At 58.8% G+C, this 26351-nt stretch carries 24 protein-coding genes; 5 read left to right on the top strand and 19 right to left on the bottom strand.

Annotated elements, in window-relative coordinates; genetic code table 11:
• Nucleotides 1-4: 4 nt before the first annotated feature.
• The 13 genes from lpxA to rpsB all read right to left on the bottom strand — a co-directional run bounded on the left by lpxA (nt 5) and on the right by rpsB (nt 12686).
• Entirely contained in the window at nt 5-796 is a 792-nt protein-coding gene (gene lpxA, locus AAF659_RS01350) for an acyl-ACP--UDP-N-acetylglucosamine O-acyltransferase (RefSeq protein WP_349749905.1), read from the bottom strand.
• Nucleotides 796-1230 (bottom strand): 3-hydroxyacyl-ACP dehydratase FabZ, encoded by a 435-nt coding sequence (gene fabZ, locus AAF659_RS01345; RefSeq protein WP_349749904.1) that lies wholly within the window; start codon nt 1228-1230, stop codon nt 796-798. Before fabZ ends, lpxA begins: the two co-directional genes overlap by 1 nt.
• A 17-nt stretch (nt 1231-1247) precedes the next feature.
• Complete coding sequence (gene lpxD / locus AAF659_RS01340; RefSeq protein WP_349749903.1) at nt 1248-2273, bottom strand: UDP-3-O-(3-hydroxymyristoyl)glucosamine N-acyltransferase; 1026 nt, start codon at nt 2271-2273, stop codon at nt 1248-1250.
• Between the two features lie 28 nt (nt 2274-2301).
• Nucleotides 2302-2838 (bottom strand): OmpH/Skp family outer membrane protein, encoded by a 537-nt coding sequence (locus AAF659_RS01335; RefSeq protein WP_349749902.1) that lies wholly within the window; start codon nt 2836-2838, stop codon nt 2302-2304.
• Nucleotides 2839-2926: 88 nt separating this feature from the next.
• Nucleotides 2927-5239, bottom strand: a complete 2313-nt coding sequence (gene bamA / locus AAF659_RS01330; RefSeq protein WP_349749901.1) for an outer membrane protein assembly factor BamA — start codon at nt 5237-5239, stop codon at nt 2927-2929.
• 136 nt (nt 5240-5375) lie between these two features.
• The gene (rseP, locus tag AAF659_RS01325) at nt 5376-6725 is read right to left on the bottom strand and encodes an RIP metalloprotease RseP (protein WP_349749900.1); all 1350 of its coding nucleotides are present in this window, start codon (nt 6723-6725) and stop codon (nt 5376-5378) included.
• Nucleotides 6722-7915 carry a 1-deoxy-D-xylulose-5-phosphate reductoisomerase gene (ispC, locus tag AAF659_RS01320; protein WP_349749899.1) on the bottom strand — a complete coding sequence of 398 codons (1194 nt, stop codon included), beginning with the start codon at nt 7913-7915 and terminating at the stop codon, nt 6722-6724. The genes rseP and ispC overlap by 4 nt, the downstream gene beginning before the upstream one ends.
• Before the next feature lie 25 nt (nt 7916-7940).
• Nucleotides 7941-8777, bottom strand: coding sequence for a phosphatidate cytidylyltransferase (locus tag AAF659_RS01315; protein ID WP_349749898.1), 837 nt, complete (start codon nt 8775-8777; stop codon nt 7941-7943).
• Nucleotides 8778-8786: 9 nt separating this feature from the next.
• Nucleotides 8787-9572, bottom strand: coding sequence for a polyprenyl diphosphate synthase (gene uppS / locus AAF659_RS01310; protein WP_349749897.1), 786 nt, complete (start codon nt 9570-9572; stop codon nt 8787-8789).
• 22 nt (nt 9573-9594) lie between these two features.
• Nucleotides 9595-10152 carry a ribosome recycling factor gene (gene frr / locus AAF659_RS01305; RefSeq protein ID WP_349749896.1) on the bottom strand — a complete coding sequence of 186 codons (558 nt, stop codon included), beginning with the start codon at nt 10150-10152 and terminating at the stop codon, nt 9595-9597.
• Nucleotides 10153-10169: 17 nt separating this feature from the next.
• On the bottom strand, nt 10170-10904 hold the full coding sequence (gene pyrH, locus AAF659_RS01300) for a UMP kinase (RefSeq protein WP_349749895.1): 735 nt from the start codon (nt 10902-10904) through the stop codon (nt 10170-10172).
• 118 nt (nt 10905-11022) lie between these two features.
• Nucleotides 11023-11883, bottom strand: a complete 861-nt coding sequence (tsf, locus tag AAF659_RS01295) for a translation elongation factor Ts (protein WP_349749894.1) — start codon at nt 11881-11883, stop codon at nt 11023-11025.
• Nucleotides 11884-11936: 53 nt separating this feature from the next.
• Nucleotides 11937-12686 carry a 30S ribosomal protein S2 gene (gene rpsB, locus AAF659_RS01290; RefSeq protein WP_349749893.1) on the bottom strand — a complete coding sequence of 250 codons (750 nt, stop codon included), beginning with the start codon at nt 12684-12686 and terminating at the stop codon, nt 11937-11939.
• Between the two features lie 302 nt (nt 12687-12988).
• On the opposite strand from rpsB, the gene map reads away from it, so the two are divergent.
• Genes map through dapE form a run of 5 tightly spaced genes read left to right on the top strand, consistent with a single transcriptional unit; the run spans nt 12989 to nt 19934 of the window.
• The gene (gene map / locus AAF659_RS01285) at nt 12989-13759 is read left to right on the top strand and encodes a type I methionyl aminopeptidase (RefSeq protein ID WP_349749892.1); all 771 of its coding nucleotides are present in this window, start codon (nt 12989-12991) and stop codon (nt 13757-13759) included.
• A gap of 36 nt (nt 13760-13795) precedes the next feature.
• A complete protein-coding gene (locus AAF659_RS01280) occupies nt 13796-16516 on the top strand; it encodes a [protein-PII] uridylyltransferase (protein ID WP_349749891.1) in 2721 nt (906 codons plus the stop codon).
• Entirely contained in the window at nt 16513-17724 is a 1212-nt protein-coding gene (gene dapC / locus AAF659_RS01275; RefSeq protein ID WP_349749890.1) for a succinyldiaminopimelate transaminase, read from the top strand. Before AAF659_RS01280 ends, dapC begins: the two co-directional genes overlap by 4 nt.
• Before the next feature lie 18 nt (nt 17725-17742).
• Nucleotides 17743-18774, top strand: coding sequence for a 2,3,4,5-tetrahydropyridine-2,6-dicarboxylate N-succinyltransferase (gene dapD, locus AAF659_RS01270; protein WP_349749888.1), 1032 nt, complete (start codon nt 17743-17745; stop codon nt 18772-18774).
• 8 nt (nt 18775-18782) lie between these two features.
• Entirely contained in the window at nt 18783-19934 is a 1152-nt protein-coding gene (dapE, locus tag AAF659_RS01265) for a succinyl-diaminopimelate desuccinylase (RefSeq protein ID WP_349749887.1), read from the top strand.
• A 19-nt stretch (nt 19935-19953) separates the two neighbouring features.
• On the opposite strand, the gene AAF659_RS01260 is transcribed toward dapE, so the two are convergent.
• The 6 genes from AAF659_RS01260 to AAF659_RS01235 form a co-directional block, all read right to left on the bottom strand.
• The gene (locus AAF659_RS01260; RefSeq protein WP_349749886.1) at nt 19954-20421 is read right to left on the bottom strand and encodes a cold-shock protein; all 468 of its coding nucleotides are present in this window, start codon (nt 20419-20421) and stop codon (nt 19954-19956) included.
• Nucleotides 20422-20429: 8 nt separating this feature from the next.
• Nucleotides 20430-21470: a hypothetical protein gene (locus tag AAF659_RS01255; protein ID WP_349749885.1), complete on the bottom strand. Its 1041-nt coding sequence runs from the start codon at nt 21468-21470 to the stop codon at nt 20430-20432.
• 54 nt (nt 21471-21524) lie between these two features.
• Complete coding sequence (locus AAF659_RS01250; protein WP_349749884.1) at nt 21525-22940, bottom strand: mannose-1-phosphate guanylyltransferase/mannose-6-phosphate isomerase; 1416 nt, start codon at nt 22938-22940, stop codon at nt 21525-21527.
• A gap of 98 nt (nt 22941-23038) precedes the next feature.
• A complete protein-coding gene (locus AAF659_RS01245; protein WP_349749883.1) occupies nt 23039-23422 on the bottom strand; it encodes a histone-like nucleoid-structuring protein, MvaT/MvaU family in 384 nt (127 codons plus the stop codon).
• 304 nt (nt 23423-23726) lie between these two features.
• On the bottom strand, nt 23727-25478 hold the full coding sequence (locus AAF659_RS01240; RefSeq protein WP_349749882.1) for a PglL family O-oligosaccharyltransferase: 1752 nt from the start codon (nt 25476-25478) through the stop codon (nt 23727-23729).
• A 389-nt stretch (nt 25479-25867) separates the two neighbouring features.
• On the bottom strand, nt 25868-26305 hold the full coding sequence (locus tag AAF659_RS01235; protein ID WP_349749881.1) for a pilin: 438 nt from the start codon (nt 26303-26305) through the stop codon (nt 25868-25870).
• Nucleotides 26306-26351: the final 46 nt, after the last annotated feature.

Here is a 26351-nt window from a genome sequence, read left to right as displayed (position 1 = left end):
CGATTCAGCGGACGATGCCGCGTTCCGCCCGCCGCAGGGTGCTGGCAAAAAGTGAAACTTCATCACTGCCTTCAAACTCATTTTCCAGGCGTTCAATCGCCTGCTGCAGAGTCAGACCCTCACGGTAGACAATACGGTAGGCGCGCCGCAGCTCATGCAGGATGCTCTTGCTGAAGCCACGGCGCTTCAAACCCTCTATGTTGAGCCCGTGCGCCCCGGCGGACTGACCTCCGGCCATGACAAAAGCGGGCACATCCTTAAGTACGATACTGCCACCAGCAGTCATCGCGTGAGCGCCTAGATGACAGAACTGATGCACCATAGTGCCGCCGCCGAGAATGACATAATCATCGATGTCCACATGGCCGGCCAGAGTTGCACAGTTGGCCAGAACGGTGTTGCTTCCGATTACACAATCATGGGCCACATGCACATAGGCCATGAACAGATTGCTGCTACCGATTCGGGTCTCGCCCCGATCCTGAATCGTGCCACGATGCAAAGTGCAGCTTTCACGGATGATATTGCCATCACCAATCACCAGAGTAGTGGGCTCACCCCCGTACTTGAGGTCTTGGCACTCTTCCCCAACACTGGCGAACTGGAAGATGCGGTTATTGGCACCGATACGAGTGGGGCCGTTGATGACCACGTGCGAGCGGATCTCAGTGTTGTCACCAATCGCCACGTCAGCCCCGATCCAGGTCCAGGGACCCACAGTAACCCCTTCCCCAAGACGGGCTCCGGGATCAACTATGGCCTGGGGGTGCACTCCCGGATGAGCGTGGGCGGTCATTAAATGGCCCCCTCGGCGGTCATGATCTGACCAGCACAAGCCAGTTCATCGCCGACCCAGGCTTTACAGTCGAACTTCCAGATATTGCGCTTGTCCGCTACCAGTGTGCTTTCCAGCGTCAGCTGGTCGCCGGGCACCACCTGACGCTTGAACCGGACCTTTTCGCAGCCTGCGAAATAGTGGGTGAAGCCGTCCGCTGGTGAGCGGCCCACCGTGACGAAGCCAAGAACTCCGGAAAGCTGAGCCATTGCCTCCACAATAAGCACACCGGGCATAATAGGCTTGACGGGAAAATGGCCCTCAAAGTAAGGCTCATTAATGGAAATATTCTTGACGCCCGCAATGTATTCGCCGGCACGCACCTCAGTAACCCGATCCACCATCAGGAACGGATAACGGTGCGGTAGGTATTCCATGATTTCTTCAATCTGCATGCGCCAAAGCCCCGACGTCATTCACTGAGTTTTTTTTCAATCTGGCGCAGGCGCTGAGCCATATCGTCGAGCTGACGAAACCGGACCACACTGCGACGCCAGTCACGATTGGGTTCCACCCCTGTCCCTGAGGAATACACTCCCGCTTCCTTGAGGCTACGGGTAACCATGGTCATACCGGTAAGCTGCACGCCATCGGCGATGGTCAGGTGGCCACCGATTCCGGAGGCACCGCCGAAAACGCAGTCCCGCCCGATGCGCGTGCTGCCTGAGATACCCACCTGGGCTGCCATGGCGGAATGATCGCCAACCTGTACATTATGGCCGACCTGCACCAGGTTATCGATCTTCACGCCACTGCCAATGACAGTATCGTCCAGAGCACCCCGGTCAATGGTTGCGTTGGCACCTACATCCACATCATCCCCAATAAGCACGCCTCCGATCTGTGCTATCCGCTCCCAGCTCTCGCCGGTATGCGCATACCCGAAACCGTCGCTCCCGACCACAACCCCGCTGCTGATCCGACAGCGCTCGCCCAGACTCACACCATGATAGAGCGTTACATGCGCGGCCAGCACTGTATCCGCACCAACACAAGCGCCTGCGCCCACCACACAATTAGCGCCCAATCGTACGCGTTCGCCAACCTCCGCATGTTGCTCAATCACGACCCCGGGGCCAACCCAGGCGGATTCGGCAACTGAGGCGTTGTCAGCAACGCACGCAGAAGGATGGATTCCAGCCTCGGGTACCGGCTCTGGATTGAAAAGATGACTCAGCCTTGCAAAGCACCGATAGGGATCGTCGGTTACGAGCGCGTTGGTCGGACATTGACTGGTTTCACCTGGCCGGACGAGAACCGCGCCAGCCCGGGTTGTCGCGAGCTGACGCGCGTATTTGTCATTGGCCAGAAAACTAACGTCATCCCCATCGGCGCTGGCGAGCGTAGCCAAGCCGGTAATCCGCTTGCTGGAATCCCCACGGAGCTCGGCGCCCAGCAGTTCAGCCAGTTCGGAAAGGGTTCGCTCCACGCTGTTCATCCACACTCCCGCCGCGGATCAGCGCCGCTCAGTTGTTGTTGCTATTCGTAGTACTGCCACTGTTCTGCTGATTGAGCAGCTCGATCATCTGGTCGGTCAGGTCCATGTCCGGCTTGGCATAGATCACTGCTTCAGCCGGAATCACAATGTCCAGATCATGCTTATCCAGCAGGGTTTCCATGGCCGCATCGACCGCAGGACGGGACTGCTGGAGAAACTGCTGCTGACGTTGATTGACCGCCTTCTGGAAACGTGCCCGACGTTGCTGATATTCCTGAACCTTCTTCTCAAACCGGGACTGAAGATCCTCACGCTCAGACTCGTTCATCATCGCGCTATCACTTTCCAGGCGCTTCTGCATGTCCTGAGCCTCAGACTCCAGCTTGCTGATCGCCTGCTGTTCCTGCTTGAGCTGCCCCTGAATCACATCCCCGAACTCAGCGCCGGCATCCGAGGAGAACACTGCCTCACGCAGGTTAACCACGCCGATGCGCTCCTGTGCCACGGTCGGCACTGATACTGCGAAGATCAGCAGCGCCGCAGCAATTGTCAGCGTCCGCCTCATGGATCGCCTCCCTGTATTGATTTTCGTCATTTTACTGAGTGAATGCCACCTATTGTGCCCGCCTCAGCGGGATTGTTCCAGAGTCCCCTTAGAATTGCTGCCCGAGGGAGAACTGGAACCGGCGCGTGTCGTCTTCAGCCTCGTCGTTGAGTGGCTCCGCAAAGCTGAAGCCCAGCGGCCCAATTGCGGTAATCCATTCAAAACTCACCCCGGCGCTGTAACGGATCTTTCTGAGCGCCGGATCAAAACCGCGCGCCGTATCGAACACATTGCCGCCATCAAAGAACACTGATGAGCGCATGCTGCGGCTGTCAGGCGCAAACGGCACCGGAAAGATCAGCTGGGCGCTGGCCTCGGCGAGGACGTTACCCCCAAATGGCCGATCGTTTCTTAACCCACCCTTGGGAGTAGCGCTGTTCCCCAGGCTGTTGGCTTCATAGCCACGCACCGAGTGGTAACCGCCAGCGTAGTAATGCTCATAGAACGGCAGAGAGCCCGTACCCGAGAAACCATCCCCATAGCCAAACTTGGTACGCAGCCGCGCGACCCAGCGCTGGTTGCTGGTCAATGGATAATAGGCATCGGTTTTCTGGGTAAGCTTATAGTAGGTCTGGTCACTACCGGGCACCGCTGTTTCCACCGTAAGACTGTTGCGCGACCCCGCCGTCGGCATGCGACCGCGGTTATGGGTGTTGCGCACGATGGAGCCACGCAGCAGGAAGGCACTCTGGGAGTTGGTTTCCTCAGCGATAAAGTCTTTGACCTCCTTTGCCGGGGATCGCCCTGCCTCAATCCGGTTGTATTCATAGCCGGGTCCGAAGTTAAGCCGAGTGTACTGGCTGATGGGATAGCCGAAATTCATCCGGGCGCTGAGCGTATCCAGAACAAAGGACGACACCTCTTCCTCCTCATAATCGGTCTCACGCGCCTGCAGACTGAAGCCGCGGCTGACTCCGTCGACCGTATAGAAGGGGTTGGTGTAGGAAAGGTTCGCGCTGGTCACAGAATCGCTCTTGTTGAGACCGAACGAAGCGCGACGGCCACTGCCCAGGAAGTTCTTTTCCGAAACACTGGCACCGAAGATCAGGCCCGAGGTCTGAGAGAAACCAATGTTGGCCGAGAGACTGCCGGTTGGCTGCTCCTCCACCGTGTAGGTGACATCCACCTTGTCATCCGTTCCGGGAACCGGCGATGTATCAGCCTTGACCTTTCCAAAGAAGCCGGTCCGCTCCAGTTCACTGCGCGAGTTCTCGATGCGGCTGGAAGAGGCGACGCCGGCCTCCATCTGCGTCATTTCCTGACGCAGGACCTCATCGTGAGTGGCCGTATTACCGCGGAAGCGGATCCGCCGCACGTACGTACGATTACCCGGCTGAACATCCACAACCACGGTCACGGTTCCGTCATCGTGAGTGCGCGGTGTCGCTTCGACGTTGGCGAAACTATAGCCTTCGCGTCCAAGCCTGCGGGTGATCAGGTCCGTGGTCATCGTCATGCGCTCCTGGGAGAAGAGTTCACCCTCTTCCAGAACCACCAGCTTGCGCAGCTCTTCTTCGTCCACAATCAGCTTGCCATTGAGCTCAACATCCCGAACTTTGAACTGTTCGCCTTCGTCCACGGCTAGAGTCACAAAGACCTGCTTTTTGTCCCGGGCCAGGGAAATATTGGTGGACTCAACACTGAATTCCACATAGCCATCGTTCAGGTAATGCGAACGCAGGTTTTCCAGATCCCCGGAAAGCTTTTCGCGGGCATACTTGTCGGCGTTGGTGATGGAGTTCCACCAGCTGGTCTCGCGAAGCGCCATCAGGCTGATCAATTCCTCGTCGGTGAACTTCTCGTTCCCGATGATATTGATGTGCTGGATAGCGGCGACTTCGCCTTCGCTGATATTGAAGTCGATGGCCACACGATTCCGGGGCAGTTCCTCGACTTGCGCGTTTACGTCCGCATTGTAGCGGCCCTGAGCCACATAGGAGCGCAGGATTTCGAGCTCAAGCCGTTCAAGGGTGGCGCGTTGGAAGATCTGACCCTCCTCGACGCCGGCCTGACGCATGCCTTTCTTGAGCTGCTCAGTCTTGATGTTCTGGTTACCTTCAACGTCAATGCGGGCAATCGAGGGGCGCTCTTCAACCGATACCACGAGCACCCTGTCTTCACGGGCAAGACTGATATCAGCGAAAAGACCGGTCTGGAAAAGATTGCGAATAGCATCGGCCGCCGCGGCATTACCCACCTCGTCGCCAACGTCAACAGGCAGGGCGCTGAAGACGTTGCCCGCCGAGACCCGCTGAAGACCTTCCACCTGAATGTCCGAAACCCGGAAGGTCTCGGCTGTAACCGACAAACTGGCAAGTACCAGCACTACCGCCGGCAGCAACGTCCGTAAAAGGCCTTTCATGGATTCGCTAAATGCCTTTGATCGCGTGACTTGAAAAACAGGGGCTTCAGCCTAACGGATAGCATCAGCTTGCCGAACAAACCGCCCCATTACGGAAATGTCATGGCGACAGGGCGCCGATAAAGCCGGGCAATTCTTACAACCGGAGTACGTCATTGTAAAGCGCAAACACCGTCAACATGGCGATCAGCAACAGACCAAGCCGCAGCCAAAGCCCTTGTACCGCCTCTGACACAGGGCGCCCACGCCCCCATTCCCACGCGTAGAACAAAATGTGCCCACCATCGAGAATGGGAATTGGCAACAGATTGACGATACCCAGGCTGATGCTCAGATACGCCAGAAACCTCACAAAGGACTCGAAACCGGTAGTAACCGTTGTCTCAGCCACACGCGCGATTGTGATGGGACCACTGATGTTGCGCACGGAAAGCAACCCGTTGGCCATCTTACCCACTGCCACCAGGGTCGTGCGGGTATCGTTCCAGAAATGGCTGAATGCCTCAGGCACAGCACGAATCGGGCCAAGCTGGGTCTGGCGCCGCATCTCGTCAGGCCAGGACACTGACTGAACGCCCGCCCCGATACGCCCGATGGACTCACCCTCACCACCCGTTTCAACAGCTGGTGTCACAGTAACCGTGCGTTCGCTCCCATCACGCTCGAGCCGGAGCGACAGGGATTCGCCAGGCGCAGCGCGTATACGCTTGACCAGTGCAAACCAGTCCGCCACTGGCTCATCGTTCACCGCTACAACGCGATCCCCCGATTGCAGGCCCGCTTGCTCAGCGGGCGACCCGGGCCGAATTTCGCCCAGAACAGGTGGAATGTCAGGCCGCCAGGGCTCAATGCCGAACTCGCGCACCGGATTTGGATCCCGAGCGCCGCCCAGCCAGCCCTGCAGGCGGGTACTGCGCTCCAGTCTGCGGTCTTCCTGCTCCAGAGTCAGGCTGATCTCACCCTGCTCGCCAGCCCGCTGAAGCAGCGCCATACCCACGTGACGCCAGGAGGGAGTCTGTCGGCCATCAACTTCCAGTACCTCCATACCGGACTCAAGCGCCATGCGTTGCGCCGGTGTTTCCGGCTCAACCTCGCCTATGACAGGAGCCAGTGTGGAAAAACCAATCACAGCCAGAAGCCAGTAGGCAAAAACCGCGAAAATGAAATTGGCAATCGGCCCGGCTGCCGCCACGGCAATGCGCCGCGGTGGTGTCTGGCGATTGAAGGCCAGATGCTTCTCCGCCTCCGGAACCTCGCCCTCGCGCTCGTCCAGCATCTTCACATAGCCACCGAGAGGGATCGCAGCCAGCGCGAATTCGGTGCCATGACGGTCACGCCGCATGAAAAGCGGCCTGCCGAAACCAACGGAAAAGCGCAGCACCCGGATACCAAGGCGACGGGCGACCCAGAAATGCCCGAATTCATGCACCGTGACCAGGATGCCGAGAGTGACAATCAACGCCAGAACAGTCTGGATCACGCTCATGAGGAAATCTCCATGGTATTGAGACGGTTCATGGCCCATTCCCGGGCGCGGGTGTCACAGGCCATAACCGCCTCAATGCCGTCCACAGGATGTGGGGTAAGTGCCGCCAACGCCTCTTCCACCAGACCTGAAATACGGGTAAAGCCGATACGACCCGACAGGAAGGCATCCACCGCGACTTCATTGGCTGCATTCAGGATGGCTGGCGCTGTGCCCCCTGCGCGGAAGGCCTCGGCAGCCAAACGCAAAGCCGGAAACCGCTCAAGGTCCGGACGCTCAAAATGGAAAGAGGCCAGCTCAAACAGATCCAGCGGTGCCACGCCCGCGTCAATACGCTCCGGCCAGGCCAATGCATTCGCTATTGGAGTGCGCATGTCCGGGCTTGCGAGCTGGGCAAGCACAGAACCGTCACGATATTCGACCATTGAATGAATGATGCTTTCGGGATGCACATGCACCTGAACATGCTCCGGGGTCGTTCCGAACAACCAGCACGCCTCAATCAGCTCCAGCCCTTTATTCATCAGGGTTGCTGAATCCACAGAGATTTTACGCCCCATGGCCCAGTTGGGATGAGCACAGGCTTGGTTCGGGCCCACGTTTTCAAGCTCCAAAGCCGGGGTTGTCCGGAAGGGCCCCCCGGAAGCGGTCAGCAGGATACGCGTGACACCAGACTCTCTGACACCCGCACCAGCGCGCGGCAGGCACTGAAAAATAGCATTGTGTTCAGAGTCGATTGGCAGAAGTGTTGCGCCGTGGCGCTCGACAGCCTCCATGAAAAGCCCTCCGGACATCACGAGGGCTTCTTTGTTGGCCAGCAGCACCCGCTTGCCCTGCTCGATGGCCGCCATGGTCGGAGTGAGACCTGCCGCCCCCACAATGGAGGCCATAACCGTATCCACGACTTCAGCTGAGGCGGCCTCGCAAAGGCCGGACTCACCGCTGAGGACAGTAATTGCGAGATCACTCAGGGCCTCGCGGAGGGCTTGCTCCCGTGATGGATCACTGATCACCGCAAGCTGCGGGCGAAACCGGCGACACAGATCGGCAAGCCCTTCCACATTGGCGTGGGCGCTCAACGCGTGGACGTGGAAACGGTCTGGGTGACGTGCAACAACGTCGAGCGTACTGGTGCCAATCGAACCCGTAGCGCCGAGTATGGTCAGGGTCTGTGGTGAGGTTTCACCCATCCGGGTTCCAGTCCGTATCGAAGCGTTACTGAACTGGCGTCAGCCAGCCCAAAAGAGTGAAACAGGACGCCAGTACCGGGATCGCGACCAAGAGGCTGTCAATACGATCCAATACGCCGCCATGGCCTGGCAGAAGCTGACTGCTGTCCTTGATATCGCGGTGGCGCTTGAGCATGCTCTCAAACAGGTCGCCCAACACCGAAGCGAGCGCGGTCAACAGCGACACAAGCAGCAACTGAATCACCACCGTGGCAGCCAGGTCAAGCCAACAGCTGATTGCCAGTGCCAGCACGGCCACTACTGCAACCCCCCCCCAGACGCCGGCCCAGGTCTTACCCGGACTGACCGCGGGTGCCAGCTTGCGCCGCCCGAAAGCCCGACCAGCGAAATAAGCTCCGATATCCGCCCCCCAGACCATCAGCAACGTATACAGGATCAGCAGCAGATTATTCCCGGTATGCCCAAGAACGAGTTCACCGCCACGCAAGTGATTCAACGCCAACCAGGCTCCAACAAGCGCCAGCCCGCCAAAGGCCAGGCGCACAGGTCGGGGCTCCCAGAGCGCTGTAGCTCGGGGATAAGCGACCACCAGACCAGTCACCAACAGCCAGAACGCCGCCATCACGCCCAGAAGCGGCACCACAGGCAACGCCTTACACACGCCCATGATCGCAATAAGCACCAGGGCGAAGACCCAGCGTTGCACGCCCCCCACAAAGCCGGACAGATTGGCCCATTCCCAACCAGCAATAGCCAGCAGGGCGCCGGTAAAGACGGCAAACCCTTCGGGGGGCAGCATAAAGACACCGCCCAGCACAATGGGTGCCAGGACTAGCGCTGTAATCACTCGCTGTTTCAGCACCGCGCCCCCTTATGCATAGCGGGTCTGCGCCAGGGCTGGTTCAGCCGCCACCTGTTCACCGGTCTGACCAAAACGGCGCTGGCGACCGGCAAAGTTCTCCAGTGCCTCGCGCATGGCAGAATGCTGGAAATCAGGCCAATACAGCGGCGAGAAATAGAATTCTGTATAAGCAAACTGCCACAGCAGAAAGTTACTGATGCGCTGTTCACCGCCAGTACGGATCAGCAGATCCGGCATCGGTCGATCACCAAGACTAATGTACTGCTGCACCAGGTCCTCGTTCACCTCGTCCGGACGGAGACGGCCTGACGCCACGTCTTCAGCGATTCGCCGGCTTGCCTGGGTCATATCCCAATGACCGCCATAATCCGCAGCGACCACCAGCTCCATACCCTCGCAGTGCGCTGTTTCCTGTTCCGCCCTCGCCATATGCTGCTGAAGCGTATGGCTGAAACGCTCACGGTTACCAATGAACGACAGGCGGATGTTGTTTTCCCGCAGCCGCCTTACTTCCTTGCGCAGCGACCGCAGGAACAGCGTCATCAGGGCGCTCACTTCGTCTTTCGGGCGCCGCCAGTTCTCGCTGCTGAACGCGAACACGGTGAGAATCTCGACACCGGATTTACCGCATGTCTCAATCGCTGCCCGCACAGACTTCACCCCTGCCCTATGGCCGCTCATACCGCGCTGACCACGAGCACGGGCCCAGCGGTTGTTGCCATCCATAATCACCGCCACATGGCGCGGACAGCCAGCCAGCGGCGGTATGGCCGTTTCCTGTTCCGTCTCGGTCATGCTTGCCCCTGGGCACCCGGCCTCAAATGGCCATCAGGTCGCTTTCCTTTTCCTTGAGAAGCTCATCGATCTTGGCAACGTACTTGTCTGTAAGCTTCTGAATCTCGTTTTCGGCCTTCTTTTCTTCGTCTTCGGTGATTTCCTTTTCCTTGAGCAGTTCCTTGATGTCACTGTTCACATCCCGGCGCACACCGCGCACTGCAACCCGCCCCTGTTCAGCTTCATTACGCGCATGACGCACGTATTCCTTACGCGTATCTTCAGTCAGGGTAGGCATCGGCACCCGGACCACCTCGCCCGTCGTTGCCGGATTGAGGCCCAGATCCGCTTTCATGATGGCCTTCTCGATCTTGGGCGCCAGCTTCTTCTCATAAGGCGAGACAGCGAGTGTCCGGCTATCCTCGGCGGACACATTGGCCAGCTGCTTGAGCGGCGTATCCATGCCATAGTATTCAACCTGCACATCATCCAGGATGCTCGGGTGGGCCCGCCCGGTGCGGATGCGCGCAAAGGCCTTGCTAACGGATTCAACCGCCTTGTGCATTCGTTGTTCAGTGTCTTGCTTAAGCTCGTCTAACACGGTTTCCGCCCCTTTGTTCAGGCTTCTTCAATGAGTGTTCCTTCGTTGCCACCGATGGCAATGTCACGTAGCACCCCCGGCTTGCCCATATTGAACACACGCACGGGCATATTGTGGTCACGACACAGGCAGATGGCCGTGAGATCCATCACCCCCAAACGGCTCTGCAACACTTCATCGTAGGTCAGCCGATCATACTTAAACGCCTCCGGATTGGAGACCGGGTCGTCATTGTAAACACCATCCACTTTGGTTGCCTTGAGCACCACATCGGCATCGATTTCGATGGCACGCAGGCATGCTGCGGAATCAGTAGTAAAAAACGGATTGCCGGTACCCGCGGTAAAAACCATCACATCGCCACCCTTAAGGTCACGCATGGCCTCCCGGCGGTCGTAATGCTCCACGATGCCACTCATTGGAATGGCTGACATCACCCGGCTCTGGATATTGGACCGCTCAAGCGCGTCCCGCATGGCCAGTCCATTCATCATGGTAGCAAGCATCCCCATGTGATCGCCGGTGACGCGGTCCATACCCGCCTCACTCAACACAGCGCCGCGGAACAGATTACCGCCACCAATGACAATGGCCACCTGAACGCCAATGCTGACCAGCGAGTCAATTTCAGCCGCCATGCGGTCAAGAACCTTGGGATCGATCCCGAATTCGTGATCACCGATCAGGGCCTCGCCGCTGAGCTTGAGCAGAACGCGTTTGTATCGGATCTGAGTCGTACTCTGGGGGGGCATGGTCTGTCATCTCCTGACCGGTATTCTGTATACAAACCGGCCGCAACTCCCCGAACGCGTCAAACGCCGGAAGATGCGGCCCGAATCGATGACGGGGCACCCCGCCTGGACGCAATGCTCAGTCGCCGAGTTGCGCCGCAACCTCGGAGGCGAAGTCCGACTCTTCCTTCTGGATGCCTTCTCCCACTTCATAGCGCACAAAGCTGATAATTTCGGCACCGTGCTCGTTAAGCAGGTCTTTCACGGACTGCTCCGGATTCTTCACGAATCCCTGCTCAACGAGACTGTTCTCCTTCAGGAATTTCTGGATCCGGCCCGTCATCATCTTCTCGACGATTTCCGGCTTTTTGCCTTCCATATCAGGCTGCGAACGGATCACCTGGCGCTCTTTCTCGACCTCGTCCTCAGGCATGTCATCCGGCGTTGCCACGCGCGGATTCACGGCCGTTACATGCATAGCCAGATCCCGCGCCAGCTCTCCGGAGCCGCCCGTCAGAACGACCAGTGCACCCATGCCGTTGTTGGAGTGGACATAGCCACCAACGGCTTCACCCTTAACACAGACAGCACGGCGGACAGTGATGTTTTCACCGATCTTCTGAACCAGTTCTTCACGTTCCTTCTCGAGGTCGTCAACAACGAGCTTTTCGATATCGGTTTCGCCATTCTGATACGCAGCATCGAGCACGCGATCCGCAAACGCCAGAAACCCTTCGTCACGCGCGACAAAGTCTGTTTCTGAGTTAACCTCCACCATCATGCCAACGCTTGCATCATCGGCGACCTTCAGGCGCACAACACCTTCAGCGGCGGTACGACCCGCCTTTTTGGCAGCCTTGAGGCCGGAATTTTTCCGCAGATCACTGATCGCCGTTTCGACGTCGCCTTCCGCCTCCACCAGCGCCTTCTTGCATTCCATCATGCCCAGGCCCGTGCGCTCACGCAGCTCTTTAACCTGTGCGGCAGAGATTGCAGCCATTATCTGTTCCCCACTTGTATCAATTCGGTTATTTCCACATCCAGAGCTGCGGCTTATTCAGCCGCCGGCGTCTGCTGTTCCTCTTCGCTGACTTCAACAAACTCGTCTGCGGCACCACCGCCGGCCTGCTTGCCTTCAATCACAGCATCGGCAACGGCGCGCACGTAGATCTGTACTGCCCGGATGGCGTCATCATTACCCGGGATGACTACATCAACGCCCTTGGGATCGCTGTTGGTGTCCACCACGCCGATCACCGGGATGCCCAGCTTGTTGGCTTCCTTGATGGCGATGTCCTCGTGGTCCACGTCAATCACAAAAAGCGCGTCCGGCAGGCCACCCATATCCTTGATGCCACCGATATGACGATCCAGCTTTTCCATCTCGCGACGATGGTCCAGCGCTTCCTTCTTGGTCAGCTTATCCAGGGTGCCGTCCTGGTCCTGTTGCTCAAGGTCACGGTAGCGGCGGATGGAATTACGGATGGTCTTATAGTTCGTGAGCATGCCGCCCAGCCAGCGATGGTTGACAAAGGGCATGCCGCAGCGTTCAGCTTCTTCCTTCACGATCTTGCTCGCGGACCGCTTGGTGCCGACGAACAGGATCTGGTTCTTGTTCTCAGCCATTTTCTGCGCCTGGCTGAGCGCCTGATTGAGAGCCGGAACCGTGTGTTCGAGGTTGATAATGTGGATCTTGTTGCGCGCGCCGAAGATGTACTTGCCCATCTTCGGGTTCCAGTAGCGTGTCTGGTGCCCGAAGTGTGCGCCCGCTTTGAGCAGGTCGCGCATACTAACCTGTGCCATGGTAATCACCTTTTTCTGGTTGGGTTACGCCTCCACGCACCCCATTATCCGACCCCGAAGCCACCCGGCTCTCGGAGCACCCGGGACAATGTGCCGATGCGTGTGTGTATTTGATTTTACCGCTGCCGGTTCATCCCCGCAGAGGCGCGCATTTTTTACCATAAAACGCGCCTGAAAGGAAGTTACGCCGCCGAACAAACCCGGTGTAACGGCGACTTATTCCGGATCTTCAGGTAGGTTCAATCCAGGGGCGTGAGTCGGTAGAATAACACCCCTTTGAATCAACAGACTGTGAGTGCGGCATGAGCGTTCAGATCAAATCGGCTGAGGAAATCGAAAAGATGCGGGCAGCCGGGCGGCTGGCCGCCAGTGTCCTGGAGATGATTGGTGAGCACATCGCACCGGGTGTGAGCACGGAGGAACTCGACCGGCTCTGCCACGAGTACATTGTTGGACACGAGGCCACCCCGGCGCCGCTGAACTACAAGGGCTTCCCCAAGTCTGTGTGCATCTCCGTCAACCAGGTGATCTGTCACGGCATACCCAGTGAGAAAAAGGTTCTGAAGAATGGCGACATTCTCAATATTGATGTCACCGTCATCAAGGACGGCTATCACGGCGACACCAGCAAGATGTTCGTCGCCGGCAAAGCCAACCCTGCGGCCGAGCGGCTCAACCGTGTCACCCGGGAATGTCTTTTCCGTGGCATCGAAATGGTGCGCCCAGGCGCCAAACTCGGTGATATTGGTGCCGCCATCCAGAAACATGCCGAGTCCAACCACTACAGCATCGTGCGCGAGTACTGCGGCCACGGTATCGGTCAGGGCTTCCACGAAGAGCCCCAGGTCATGCACTTTGGCAAGGCTGGTACAGGACTCGAACTACAAGAGGGCATGACCTTTACGATCGAGCCGATGGTTAACCAGGGCAAGCGCCACAGCAAGGTTCTGCCGGATGGCTGGACAGTGGTTACCCGGGACCGCAAACTGTCCGCTCAATGGGAGCACACAGTGCTGGTGACCGCCGCGGGTTACGAGGTCCTGACCCTGCGTAACGGTGAGGAGCCGGCCTGACCCCTGTCATCATCTGCCTCGCGGGGTGTGTCTGTTATGAACACGACCGGCGCCATTTTTGATCCGGATGAACACCTGGATACTGAGGCTCTTGCGGAGACAATCCGCAATGCCTCATCGCCCGGCGTCCCCGTACGCCGGCATCTTGAGCACCTGCAGCAGGTTATGGCCGATGCGTTCCGCGCCGGAGCTGATGTGCGCTCACTCGTCCACGCCCGCGCTCGCATCATGGATACCGTTCTGGCGCTATTGTGGCAGCATTCGCCCCTGAGCGAGGCGCAGGACCTCTCCCTGATAGCAGTTGGTGGCTATGGCCGTGGTGAACTGCACCCCTGGTCCGATATTGACCTGCTGATCCTGACAGGCAAGGCCGGAGCCGAAGCCCATGAAGAGGCGCTTGCGGACTTCCTCACCCTCCTCTGGGACCTGGGCCTGGACATCGGCCACAGCGTACGTAGCATCGACGAGTGCGTGTCCACCGCACGCAAGGACGTCACCATCCTCACCAACCTGCTTGAGATCCGGCTGATCGCAGGCAACACCCAACTTCCGGAACAGCTGCGCGAGCGGGTCTATTCAAGCGACACCCTCCCCGACCGCGAGTATTTCGCCGCCAAACGCCGCGAACAGCAGGAACGCCACGGCAAGTACGGTGCCACCGAATACAACCTGGAGCCCAACCTCAAAAGCTCCCCCGGTGCCCTGCGCGACATCCAGACCATCATCTGGGTTGCCCGACGCCATTTCGGACTGGATGACCCTTCGGACCTGACGCGCCTCGCCATCCTATCGGATGAAGAGTTCGAGATACTGTGCGAAGGCGAGACGTTCCTGTGGCAATTGCGCTTTGGGCTTCAGCTGCTTGCCGGGCGCAACGAAAACCGGCTGCTGTTCGACTATCAGCCGGACCTTGCCCGTATGCTTGGCTTTGAAGAGCAGGACGGGCGCCTGGGTGTAGAGCTGATGATGCAGGCCTACTACCGCAGGGTACTGGCCCTGGCCGAGCTCACGGATGTGATCCTGCAGCACCTGGATGAGGAGATACTGCGGGCGGAGGAGCCGGAGCAGATCGTGCCCGTCAATCGCCGCTTCCAGATCCGCAACGGTTACCTTGAGGCCACGAATACCCAGGTCTTCGCCTACGCCCCGTACGCGCTGCTGGAGATCTTCGTCGTACTGGCCCAGCACCCGCAAGTGAAAGGCATCAGGGCGCCAACCATCCGCGCCATCCGGGCCCATAAGCACTTGATCGACGATGCCTTCCGCCAGAACCTGGCCTGCACGACCCTGTTCATGGAACTGCTGCGCACGCCGCACGAACTGGACACGACCCTGTCCTACATGAAGCGCTACAACGTGCTGGGGCGCTATCTGCCGGAGTTCGGCGGCATCATCGGGCAGATGCAGTATGATCTGTTCCACGTCTACACCGTGGATGCGCACACCCTGCGGGTAATCGGCAACATGGTACACATGCATACCGCCGAGGGCCGCGATCAGTTCCCGCTTGCCTCACGCCTGAGCCACCAGCTGCCCAAACCAGAGCTGCTGTACATCGCTGGGCTGTTCCATGATGTTGCCAAGGGTCGCGGCGGGGATCATTCGGAACTCGGCGCCATCGATGCCACCCGTTTCTGCGAACAGCACCACCTGAGCGACCGTGATACCAAACTGGTCGCCTGGCTGATCGAAAATCACCTGCTCATGTCACTGACCGCCCAGAAGTGTGACATCTCGGACCCGGCGATCATCCGCGAGTTCGCGCGCAAAATCCCCTCCAAGGTCCATCTGGTCTATCTCTACATCCTGACCGTGTGTGATATCGCCGCCACCAACCCCAGCCTGTGGAACACCTGGCGGGATTCGCTGCTGCGCCAGCTCTACATAGAAACCCGACGCGTGCTGCGCCAGGGCATCGACAGCCCCTTCGACCGCAATGACTGGATCCGTGCCACCTGCGAGGAGGCCAGGGACATGCTGCGCAACCAGGGCTATAGCAACGAACAGATCGACCGGGTCTGGAACACCCTGGACGACGATTTCTTCCTGCAGGACGCCACCGTCGACATCGTCTGGCAGACCGCCGCCATCATCCGCCATGGCGACAACCCCGACCCACTGGTAATGATCCGTGACACCACGGGCGGGCCCACGGACGGCTATACCCACATTATCATCTACATGCGCGACCGCGCCGCGCTCTTTGCCGCGCAGACCGCTGTTCTGGAGCAGCTGCACCTGAACATCGCGGACGCGCGCATTCTCTCCGGCGACGGCCCCTTTAACCTCAGCAGTTATGTGGTGGTGGACGAACAGGGCCAGCCACTGGGCAAGGATCCGGAGCGCCGGGACCATGTTCGTGAGCGGCTGGTGGAGGAGCTGGACGATCCGGACGACTACCCGGCCATTATCGAGCGCCGTGTTCCGCGCAAGCTCAAGCACTTTGCCTTTCCCACAGCGGTGACCATCTCCACGGACACGGCCAACCACCGCACCATGCTGGAAGTGGTTACGCCGGATCGCCCCGGCCTGCTGGCACGCATCGGCCGCATTCTGCTGGATCACCACATGCGGCTGGTGAGCGCCAAGATCGCCACTTTGGGAGAGCGGGTGGAAGACATCTTCTTTGTGACCGACGAACGCGGCAACCCGGTAGAAGATCCGCAAGCCTGTGAGTCCGTGCGCCAGGCACTGTGCCAACAGCTGGACGAAGTAGCGGGCCTTAACGGTCAGAACGAACAGGAAATTACTGTATGAACCCCAGGCTCGATGAGCTTCATCCTTACCCGTTCCAGAAACTGGCGCAACTGTTTGAAGGCACCGAAGCGCCGGAGCAGTCTCCTATTGCCCTATCCATCGGCGAGCCCAAACACCCGGCGCCGGGCGCTGTGCTCGACACCCTGGGCGCCAGCCTTCAGGACATTGCCCGCTATCCGGGCACTCAGGGCCTGCCGGAGCTGCGTGAAGCAATCGCCGGCTGGGCCACCCGGCGCTTTAACCTTGCGGGCGGCGGCCTGAATCCAGCAACCCAGATCCTGCCGCTCAACGGTACCCGCGAGGGGCTGTTCTCATTTGCCCAGGCCATGCTTTCGGGGGCTGCAGACTCACTGGTGGTCACGCCCAACCCCTTCTACCAGATCTACGAAGGTGCGGCACTGCTGGCCGGCGCCCAACCGTATTTCGTCAACAGCACCCGCGATGGTGGCGGCCTGCCGGATTTCAGTGCCGTGCCAGCTGGCGTCTGGGACCGATGTGAACTGGTCTACCTGTGCTCCCCCGGCAACCCCAACGGCGCCGTTATGGGCCTGGGCGACTACCGCCATCTGTTGGAGCTGGCAGACCGGCACAATTTTCTGATCGCGGCGGACGAGTGCTACTCGGAGATCCATCACCCCGAGGCGGAACCGCCCCTGGGCATGCTCGAGGCCTGCCACCGGCTTGGCCGTGATGACTACCGCCGCTGCGTGGTGTTTCACAGCCTGTCCAAGCGCAGCAACCTGCCCGGCCTGCGCTCCGGCTTTGCCGCCGGCGATGCGGCTTGTTTGGCGCGCTTTCTGCGCTACCGCACCTACCATGGCTGCGCCATGCCCGTTCATCATCAAAGGGCCAGCATCACCGCCTGGCAGGATGAAGCGCACGTTGATGACAACCGCATGCTTTACCAGCAGAAATTCGACACCGTGCTCCCCATTCTGGAGCCCTGGCTGGACGTGACACGCCCGCAAGCCGGCTTCTATCTGTGGCCCCGTACGCCCATGGATGATGAGACCTTTGCCAGAGCGCTTTACAACGAGGAAAATGTCACAGTACTGCCGGGACGTTATCTGTCGCGCACCAGCGACGGGGTGAATCCGGGCGAAAACCGGGTGCGCATGGCGCTGGTCGCCTCCGTGCACGAATGCGTCGAGGCTGCTCAGCGCATCGCCCGCTTCATTGAACGCCGGACCCAGAACGGATCCAGCTAACAGGAGAGAATCAGGACCATGAGCTTTGCATTCGGCATCGGCATAGGCACCCGCAATCAGAAACAGGAATGGCTGGAAGTCTATTACCAGCAGCCTGTGCACGCCCCCGACAGCACGCTGGTCGAGATTGTACGCAACAACATTGAGGGTCTGAGCGAAGGCAACGCAGCGGTGGATGCCGACGCCAACCAGCTGCAGACCCTGGCGGACCGGTTGGAGGAAGCCGGCTACGCGGATCTCGGGGCGCTCGCCGATCAGGCCAGCGAAAGCTCCCTGCCGGTGGTCGTAACACTTCTGGACACCGACGCTGAGGTGGCCAGCACCCCCGAGGTCTATCTCAAGCTCCATCTGCTTTCCCACCGACTGGTGAAGCCTCACGGTTTGAACCTCAAAGGCATCTTCCCACTGCTGCCCAACCTGGCATGGACCAATGAGGGCGCGATCGACCTTGAGGAACTGACCCAGCGCCAGCTCCAGGCGCGCGCTGGCGGCCGCACCCTGGAAGTCAAGGCCGTGGACAAATTCCCCCCCATGACCGACTACGTCGTACCGAAAGGCGTGCGGATTGCGGATACCGCCCGCGTGCGCCTCGGCGCCTATGTGGGCGAAGGCACAACCGTGATGCACGAGGGGTTCATCAACTTCAACGCCGGCACCGAAGGCAAGTCCATGATCGAAGGACGGATCTCGGCCGGCGTGGTCATCGGCCAGGGCTCGGATCTGGGCGGCGGCTCGTCCACCATGGGTACCCTGTCCGGGGGCGGCAACATCATCATCTCTCTGGGCGAAAACTGCCTGCTCGGCGCCAACGCCGGCATCGGCATTCCGCTGGGGGACCGCTGTACCGTGGAAGCCGGCCTCTACGTGACCGCCGGCACCAAGGTGCAGGTGCTCGATGACAATGGCCACCACGTGCAGAGCGTGAAGGCCCGGGATCTGGCGGCTCAGTCCGACATGCTGTTCCGTCGCAACTCCGAAACGGGCGCGGTAGAGTGCCGGACCAACAAAACAGCGATCACGCTCAATGAGCAACTCCACGCCAACAACTGAGCCGATGCATGAGTAAACCACCCACGGCCACCCTCGACTTGGCCCGGGAGCTGATCAGCCGGGCCTCGGTCACGCCGGACGACGCCGGCTGCCAGCCGATGCTGACGCAACGCCTCGCCGAGTCGGGTTTTCAGGGCGAGGATCACCCCTTCGGGGAGGTGCGCAACCTCTGGTTGCGCCGTGGTGCCAGCGGCCCGTTGTTTGTATTCGCCGGCCACACCGATGTGGTACCTCCCGGCCCGGAAAGCGACTGGACCACCCCTGCTTTCGATCCCACCGAACGTGACGGCATGCTCTACGGCCGTGGCGCGGCGGATATGAAGGGCTCGGTGGCCGCGTTCGTGACGGCAACGGAGCGCTTTGTGGCCCGTTACCCGGAGCACCAGGGAAGCATTGCCCTGCTTCTGACCAGTGACGAAGAAGGCCCGGCCCGCGACGGCACCCGCCGAGTGGTGCAGGCCCTGTCCGAACAGGGCATCCGCCCGGACTGGTGCCTGGTAGGCGAGCCCTCCAGCAGTGAGCGCGTGGCGGATACCATCAAGAATGGGCGCCGGGGCTCCCTATCCGGCAAACTATCGGTTCAGGGCACTCAGGGGCATGTGGCCTACCCACAGTTCGCCGACAACCCGGTGCACCGTACCGCCCCGGCATTGGCGGACCTGATCAATACTGAGTGGGATACGGGCAACGACCACTTCCCGCCCACCAGTTTCCAGATCACCCGGGTGGAGGCCGGAGAAGGCGCCAACAATGTGGTGCCTGGCTCTATGGAGGTAGACTTCAACTTCCGGTTCTCCACCGAAGTGACTGAAGCCCAGCTGCGGGAACGGGTGACCACGCTACTGGATCGTCACCGGCTGGATTACCAGCTGGAGTGGCATCTCAGTGGCGGCCCCTTTCTGACTGACCACGGTAATTTCATTGATGCCGCTTTGCGGGTGATTGAAACGGCCACTGGCCAGCGTCCGGCTCTTTCCACCGGCGGCGGCACTTCGGACGGCCGATTCATTGCTCCCACTGGCGCGCAGGTGATGGAACTTGGCCCACTCAATGCCACCATTCACAAAGCTGATGAGAGTGTCTCAGTGGCAGATCTGGAAACGCTGTCACGGATCTACGAGGGCATTCTGGAGGAACTGCTCGCGGGCCAGAACGACTGACCCGCGCAGCGGAGGGGACTCACTCGTCGTCGAGGGTTGTTACGTCATTGGCCTGAAGGCCTTTTTCCGCTTCGACCACGGTATAGCTGACCCGCTGGCCCTGGCGCAGAACGCGCCGACCCTCACCCTGAATGGCGCGGAAGTGGACGAACACATCGCCGCCACTGTCACGGGTGATAAAGCCAAAGCCTTTCTTGACGTTGAACCACTTGACGGTACCTTCTTCCGTGTCTTTGCCTTTCTTGCGAGCGGAGCGCTTGCCTTGAGCTGCCTGCTCCTGCTGACCGCCCGCCGTACGTATGGCCAGTCCGGATGCCACCAGCGCCACGATGACAAACAGGGCATAGGCCAGAAGGTAGTCAACCAGAAACCCTGATTGCTCCAGATACAGCTCGATGTTGGCATTCATCGGGATCAGCGCCAGGATGAGCGGCGCCGGCAGGGAGACCAGCAGTGATGCGTAAAGTGCTTTGCGATTGATTGGCATGATTGATGTTACTCTCTTGTGACCTCGTTATTCAGGCAGCGCGCATGATACCAGAACGCATCCGATGCTGACGAAGCCACTCGAGCATCATCGAGCCACGAGACCACCGCAGCCTGATCCAATAACAGCTCAGGTGGCGCCTCATGCCACTCAACATCCAGAGCCGCCCGCTCTACCGATGCCTCCTGGTCCAGTGCGTTCTGCGGCGCGTCCGCTCGCGCCAGGCTCACCAGTTCCGCCTGCTCATCCATGGCGCAACGGTGATTCAGGTGAGCAAGACGTATCGGCCCGCAGGCCCACTCAAAGCGGACCATGGCTGCAGCGCTACTAAGCACCGAAAGCACGTTCTCGGGCTCAACCGCCTCGTCCCATTTCATTTCGTCAAGTAAATCCGTTATTTCAGGCTGCTTCGGCGATGTCGTTGCTGACCGCACCGCCACCTCCAGAGCAGACTGTTCCACTGGCATGCCAAGCCATGCCTCAATGGCCGGCTGGCGTTGCCGGCACCACGCCAATACATCGGCAACACTCGCTACAGGAACCCGCAGACTGTGGCGCATTCGGGGCGTACCAGCAGGCGTTCGCGCCTGTGGTGGCCCATCATGGGCCACCATCAGGGCAATCGAGGGATCACCGATCAGTTCCGACCAGCCCAGCACCCCCTCTGCCTGCACCAGTGACGCGAGCAACCCGGGCCCAGTAGCCTCCAGTAAAAACCAGCAGACATCAGCCTCACTGCTTGCGCGGATTGTCCTCAGAGTCTGGTACACGGCCTCCCCATCACGCACCAGCACGGATACCGGCACCAGCCAGAGTTCATGCGCCGTGCCAGTGGCGGTTTCCGCAACCTGGCATGCCGCCTCAGCCAGCCCCCGTGAGGCGAGCAGACCACCTCGACAGAGTTCAATCGGTCCACGCACAGCCCCGGCAAGCGCGGCAAGCCGCCGGGCCTGCGCAAGCGCCGTTTCACCAACCGGTGCCATGCGTTCCGGATGAGCGTTGCAGGTTTGAATAGGAAGGGGGTCCGTGGCCTCATGCCAGTGTTCCATACCAATCCCTCTGGTTGCTGGAGACGGCATCCAGCCGCCCCGGTTCAGATTCAGTCAGACTCGATTGTAACTATCTTCATACCGGACGATGTCGTCTTCGCCCAGATAACTGCCCGTCTGCACCTCAATCACCTCAAGCGCAATTACCCCTGGGTTGGACAGACGGTGGGTGACGCCCAGAGGAATATACGTGGACTGATCCTCAGTGAGCAAGGTTTCCTCATCACCCCGAGTCACAGTTGCGCTCCCGCTCACAACCACCCAGTGTTCTGAACGGTGGTGGTGCTTCTGCAGTGACAGCGTCGCCCCGGGATTCACCGTGATCCGCTTGACCTGAAAGCGTTCGCTACGAGCCAGGCCCTCATAGCTGCCCCAAGGCCGATGAACCTTGCGATGAAAACGGTACTCATCCCGGTTTTCGGCCTTAAGGCGGCTGACCACCTGCTTCACGTCTTGTACCCGGTTACGATCCGCCACCAGCACCACATCATCCGTTTCCACAATAACGTGGTTATCCACACCAATCGCCGCCAACAAACGGCCCTCGGAATGAAGATAGGACTGGTGGACATCTTCAGTGATCACATCACCACGAACGACGTTGCCGTCGTCATCCTGATCCTGCAGCTCCCACAAAGACGACCAGCACCCTACATCACTCCACCCTGCATTCAGCGGCAGGACGACGGCACGCTCAGTATGCTCCATCACCGCATAGTCGATGGAATCCTCCGGGCACTCAGCGAAGATCGCCTCCGAGACCCGCACAAAGTCCTGATCATCCCGACGCGCTTCCCAGGCGCGGCGGCAGATATCCAGAATACCGGGCCGGTGACGCTCAAGCTCCGCCAGGTAATCACTGGCGCGGAACAGGAACATGCCGCTGTTCCAGTAATAGTGGCCGTCTTCCAGGTAGCTCTGCGCCGTGACCGCGTCCGGTTTTTCCACAAAGGCGGCAACCGGCAGTGCACCTCCCGCCAGTTCGCCAGCATCCGCCCGGATGTAGCCAAACCCGGTGTGGGCGCTGGTGGGCACCACACCGAAGGTAACCAACTGCCCGCTGCGCGCCGCCTGTTCGCCGACCTCCACAGCCCTGACGAACGACTCCGTGTTCTGCACCACGTGATCCGACGGCAGCACCAGCATGACGCCATCCGGGTCCGCCTCCTGAATCCGGAGGGCAGCAAGCGCAATGGCAGGTGCGGTGTTACGCCCCACCGGCTCCAGCAGAATCCGCCCCTGCTCCGCCTCCCGGCCATAACGCTGCAGATGAGCGGCTACAATAAAGCGGTGCGCTTCATTGGTGATGACAGAAAGGCTTGAACAGTCCGGCACGGCACAGGCGCGCTGCAGTGTTTCATCCAGAAGGGATTCATGGGTATTCAGCGCCAGAAACTGCTTGGGATAGGCCTCGCGGGAAAGGGGCCAGAGACGGGTTCCCGAACCGCCGGAGAGGATGACTGCGTGCATGATTCTTCCCTGTTGTTGATTACCCGGGAGGGTACCGCAGCCAGGCCAATACTGACCAGTAGGAGCGCGCCTGCGCTCCTACCGCAAAGGCAGCTGGCTCAGTCTTCCTGCCAGCGCGCCACTTCTTCTTTGCCGTACTGCTGGCGCCACGCATTCAGCGTCTTGTGGTTACCACCCCGGGTCTGAACCACTTCGCCGGTATGCGGATTACGATAAGTCTTCAATGGGCGCTTTTTACGACCATCATTAGCACTGGACGAACCGCCGCCCTGCTCAAGCTTGTTCTTCACGCTTGAATCCAGCGCCGAGAGCACTTCCAGCATATCCTTGCCAGATTTGCCGTATTTTTCCATCAGCTGATTCAGCTCTTCCTTAAAGTCGAGCTCTTTCCGGAGCTCTTTATCCTCTTCCATTTTCTGGAGCTCGTCCTGAAGCTGTTTTACGGCTTGTTGCTTTTCGTAGTAGGTGGAGATCTTACCCATTGGAGGCCTCTTAATTAATAATGCTTTTGTGAAAGCGCTCCCATTATATGCGATAGTCCCCGCAACACAATATTATTCAATCAAACTGTTCTCGATTCATTAAATCCGGCTAGCTGGCTAAATGATTGTCCAAGATTAATTGACTACTACAGCTTTAGGCGGTTTTGAAATATAAACAAACAGAATCTGCCTTGCCAGGACTTCCTGTGGGAGCTGCCGACGTAAAAAAGCTATAAAACGGAGGCGAAGCCTTCGGTTTGCGTTTCAGTGCCCAAGAAAAAGCTCGTCCTGCCACGTGGTCAGATCATTCATCATAAGCTTTGGAAAGATCCGACAAACACCGTTCAACAGGATCAAGCTCTACATCATACTGCTCCTCCAGCCGAGCAAGGTCCGCCTTGACTCTCTTCGCTATGGAGGGCATGAAGGGAACGGCTTTCTCAGCGAACCGGCAGGCCTCCTTGTCGCGGTCCATAAGCGCCAGAAGCATAATTTTAGTCGAGAGTGCCGGGCCCTGAGGTCGCCACTCAATGACCCGCTGGACCCGGTTGAGCTGCTGTTGATAACCGCCCTCTGTGGGCAGTAAATACTTATAGACCAGCAAGTCCCCATAGGGCCCGATGAGGGAACTGCTTCGCCAAGCATGAACCTGCTGAACCCTCTCCTGATCCCAACCGGGATTCAAATAGGCGCTCGCAAAAACGTAAAAGCCAGGCGCAACACTGGCGCCGAGTGAAAGGAAGGTTATTAGAACCGCTGCGCTACAGCCAACCGCTACCAGCCGCGAATTGATTGTGAAGCGTACCGCTGGCAAGGCGAACGTAAGCACCCCCAAAAACAATACCAGGTAATGCAAGTACCATAGCGGAAACTCCACATTGGAAAACAGAAAAAAAACACCAAGAATGGATGCTACCCAGAACCACTCAGCGTTTTTCTCGAGGCGGAATATCCTGAAGGCAAGCCATAGGGCCATTACCAGAAAGGTAACCAGACCAACCAATCCCTGTTCCGCGAGGATCATGCTGAATATGTTGTGAGAATGCGTCACCAAATGGCCCGAACGGATAGGATCGGTGACCTCGGAATCCATACGGAAGCTGAAGTAGGGATAATTGTTGATACCAACGCCGAACCAGGGCTGCTCAAATGCCCCATGCCATACCTTGGCAAACTCCGTAGGACGAAGTCCCAACTCCGTGGCGCTGCGGGTGAAATCGGCACGCTCTATGGTGCCCCCCCTGAGGTCATCAGGCGCGATACGCGTAAGCCCATGATCCAGGGAACTCTGGCTGAAGAAGGCAACGACGACACCAATGCAGGCAACACACACTGACTGGATCAGTTTCCTGCCCACAAAACTATCTCTACCCCTGAGCACTACGACCAGGGCAGCAATACCGATGATGAAAAAATAGCCCCAAACCGCCCGTGTCCCGGTCAGGAAGAGGACTGACCCGGCCATCCATGCCAATACCAGCTGGAAAGCCATTCCAAGTCGTTGTCTCAGGGACAGAAAGATAACTGATATGAGACCAACCGTCACGAAGCACGAGGTCACGTTGGCCTGGTTCAGGAGGCCTGGCATGCGACTGCTGGCCTGTTCAGGGATGTTTATGAAACGCAGAAGCCCATAGAACTTCGCTACACCGAGAATCGCCTGGATAACCAGTGCTAAGACCATCAGACTGGCAATGCCTTCAATGGCGCGCCTGTAACCAAATACCTCGTGGAGCCGCGAAAACCACACGATTACAAGGCAGCCAATACTCCAATACACAAGTGCCCAGAGAGCAGCGGTATTCAGGGAATAGTCACCATTGATATAAGACAGGGCGAGCACCACCCCCCAAAGACACCATAGAGGCAAAACCGCCGACACACTGCGGGAGTTTCCCATGCATGCCCATGCGAGAGCACCTCCCAACACGACCGCAGCCGCGGCTGTGGCCTCCTCGATGAAAAAACCAATGGGCGCAAAGTGGAACGGTACCGAAAAAGCCACCAAGAGAAAGACACTCATCAATACCCAGTGACTCAGGCGTTCAATCCTCAAGAAACCCTCGCTATTTGGTTATGCAATCGGGATAGGATGGCCCTTACGCTCTGCTCCTTCCACATCCAACGCAATCAGATTAAGACATTAGCTGCAAAATATCATTTAAGGACAGGTTCAAACACCGAACAAAAGACATCGGATACCCCTACCTGTAAGGTCGCCCCTTGACCACTGCCGCAAGACGCGCCGGCATACCAACCTCACCCTGCCCCCTAACTCATACCTGAGCATAACGCCCGCCTTAACTCCGGCATTTAGGGCATCGTATGAACGCCCCCAAAACAGCAAAGGCCCGGGGTCGGAACCTCCGGGCCTTCACGCCTCAAACCAGGCAAGGTTAAGCCTGGCCAGCCTGCTGCCTTATCCGTACTAATACAGCCGGACCATTAATTGATGCAGCTTGCATAGTCCGACATGTCCTTGGATGCACCACCATCCGAAAAGGTGAACCCACCACCGCTTGCGGCCATATCAACTTTGCCGCCTTGGATTGCAGACGCAACGCCCGAACCTTTCATTGTCGCTGTGTACACACCGGAGGAACTGCTCATGTCGTCCACGTATTCGCCTGACGTGGTGTAGTCACTCTTATCGAACCCTCCTGAGCCGAAATCAGGCGCGTTCCCATTCGTGGCAATATATTCAGCGATTGGTGTCTTGAGACCGCTGAGCAGTGTGCACGCCTCAGACGCTTGAGTACGCGCCGTGTAGTCCTGGTACTGGGGGATCGCGATCGCCGCCAGAATACCGATGATCGCAACCACGATCATCAATTCGATAAGCGTGAAGCCCTGTTGGTTTTGGTTCGTCTGAATCGATTGCATTGGCGCACCTCCTGGGGTGTTGTCTTTTTTGCAAACCGGCATCAGC

It is taken from the genome of Salicola sp. Rm-C-2C1-2 (assembly GCF_040196175.1).
Classification (GTDB): Bacteria; Pseudomonadota; Gammaproteobacteria; order Pseudomonadales; family Oleiphilaceae; genus Halospina.
The sequence above is the reverse complement of the archived record's forward strand: the minus strand, read 5'-3'. Positions and strand labels throughout refer to the sequence as shown.

Coding starts and splice junctions, on each gene's coding strand:
- dapE (WP_349749887.1), top strand. CDS start 18,783: ATGAGTAAACCACCCACGGCCACCCTCGACTTGGCCCGGGAGCTGATC.
- map (WP_349749892.1), top strand. CDS start 12,989: ATGAGCGTTCAGATCAAATCGGCTGAGGAAATCGAAAAGATGCGGGCA.
- AAF659_RS01255 (WP_349749885.1), bottom strand. CDS start 21,470: ATGGAACACTGGCATGAGGCCACGGACCCCCTTCCTATTCAAACCTGC.
- AAF659_RS01335 (WP_349749902.1), bottom strand. CDS start 2,838: ATGAGGCGGACGCTGACAATTGCTGCGGCGCTGCTGATCTTCGCAGTA.
- fabZ (WP_349749904.1), bottom strand. CDS start 1,230: ATGCAGATTGAAGAAATCATGGAATACCTACCGCACCGTTATCCGTTC.
- uppS (WP_349749897.1), bottom strand. CDS start 9,572: ATGACCGAGACGGAACAGGAAACGGCCATACCGCCGCTGGCTGGCTGT.
- dapC (WP_349749890.1), top strand. CDS start 16,513: ATGAACCCCAGGCTCGATGAGCTTCATCCTTACCCGTTCCAGAAACTG.
- lpxA (WP_349749905.1), bottom strand. CDS start 796: ATGACCGCCCACGCTCATCCGGGAGTGCACCCCCAGGCCATAGTTGAT.
- AAF659_RS01280 (WP_349749891.1), top strand. CDS start 13,796: ATGAACACGACCGGCGCCATTTTTGATCCGGATGAACACCTGGATACT.
- rseP (WP_349749900.1), bottom strand. CDS start 6,725: ATGAGCGTGATCCAGACTGTTCTGGCGTTGATTGTCACTCTCGGCATC.
- bamA (WP_349749901.1), bottom strand. CDS start 5,239: ATGAAAGGCCTTTTACGGACGTTGCTGCCGGCGGTAGTGCTGGTACTT.
- AAF659_RS01235 (WP_349749881.1), bottom strand. CDS start 26,305: ATGCAATCGATTCAGACGAACCAAAACCAACAGGGCTTCACGCTTATC.
- lpxD (WP_349749903.1), bottom strand. CDS start 2,273: ATGAACAGCGTGGAGCGAACCCTTTCCGAACTGGCTGAACTGCTGGGC.
- dapD (WP_349749888.1), top strand. CDS start 17,743: ATGAGCTTTGCATTCGGCATCGGCATAGGCACCCGCAATCAGAAACAG.
- AAF659_RS01245 (WP_349749883.1), bottom strand. CDS start 23,422: ATGGGTAAGATCTCCACCTACTACGAAAAGCAACAAGCCGTAAAACAG.
- AAF659_RS01260 (WP_349749886.1), bottom strand. CDS start 20,421: ATGCCAATCAATCGCAAAGCACTTTACGCATCACTGCTGGTCTCCCTG.
- rpsB (WP_349749893.1), bottom strand. CDS start 12,686: ATGGCACAGGTTAGTATGCGCGACCTGCTCAAAGCGGGCGCACACTTC.
- AAF659_RS01250 (WP_349749884.1), bottom strand. CDS start 22,940: ATGCACGCAGTCATCCTCTCCGGCGGTTCGGGAACCCGTCTCTGGCCC.
- ispC (WP_349749899.1), bottom strand. CDS start 7,915: ATGGGTGAAACCTCACCACAGACCCTGACCATACTCGGCGCTACGGGT.
- tsf (WP_349749894.1), bottom strand. CDS start 11,883: ATGGCTGCAATCTCTGCCGCACAGGTTAAAGAGCTGCGTGAGCGCACG.
- pyrH (WP_349749895.1), bottom strand. CDS start 10,904: ATGCCCCCCCAGAGTACGACTCAGATCCGATACAAACGCGTTCTGCTC.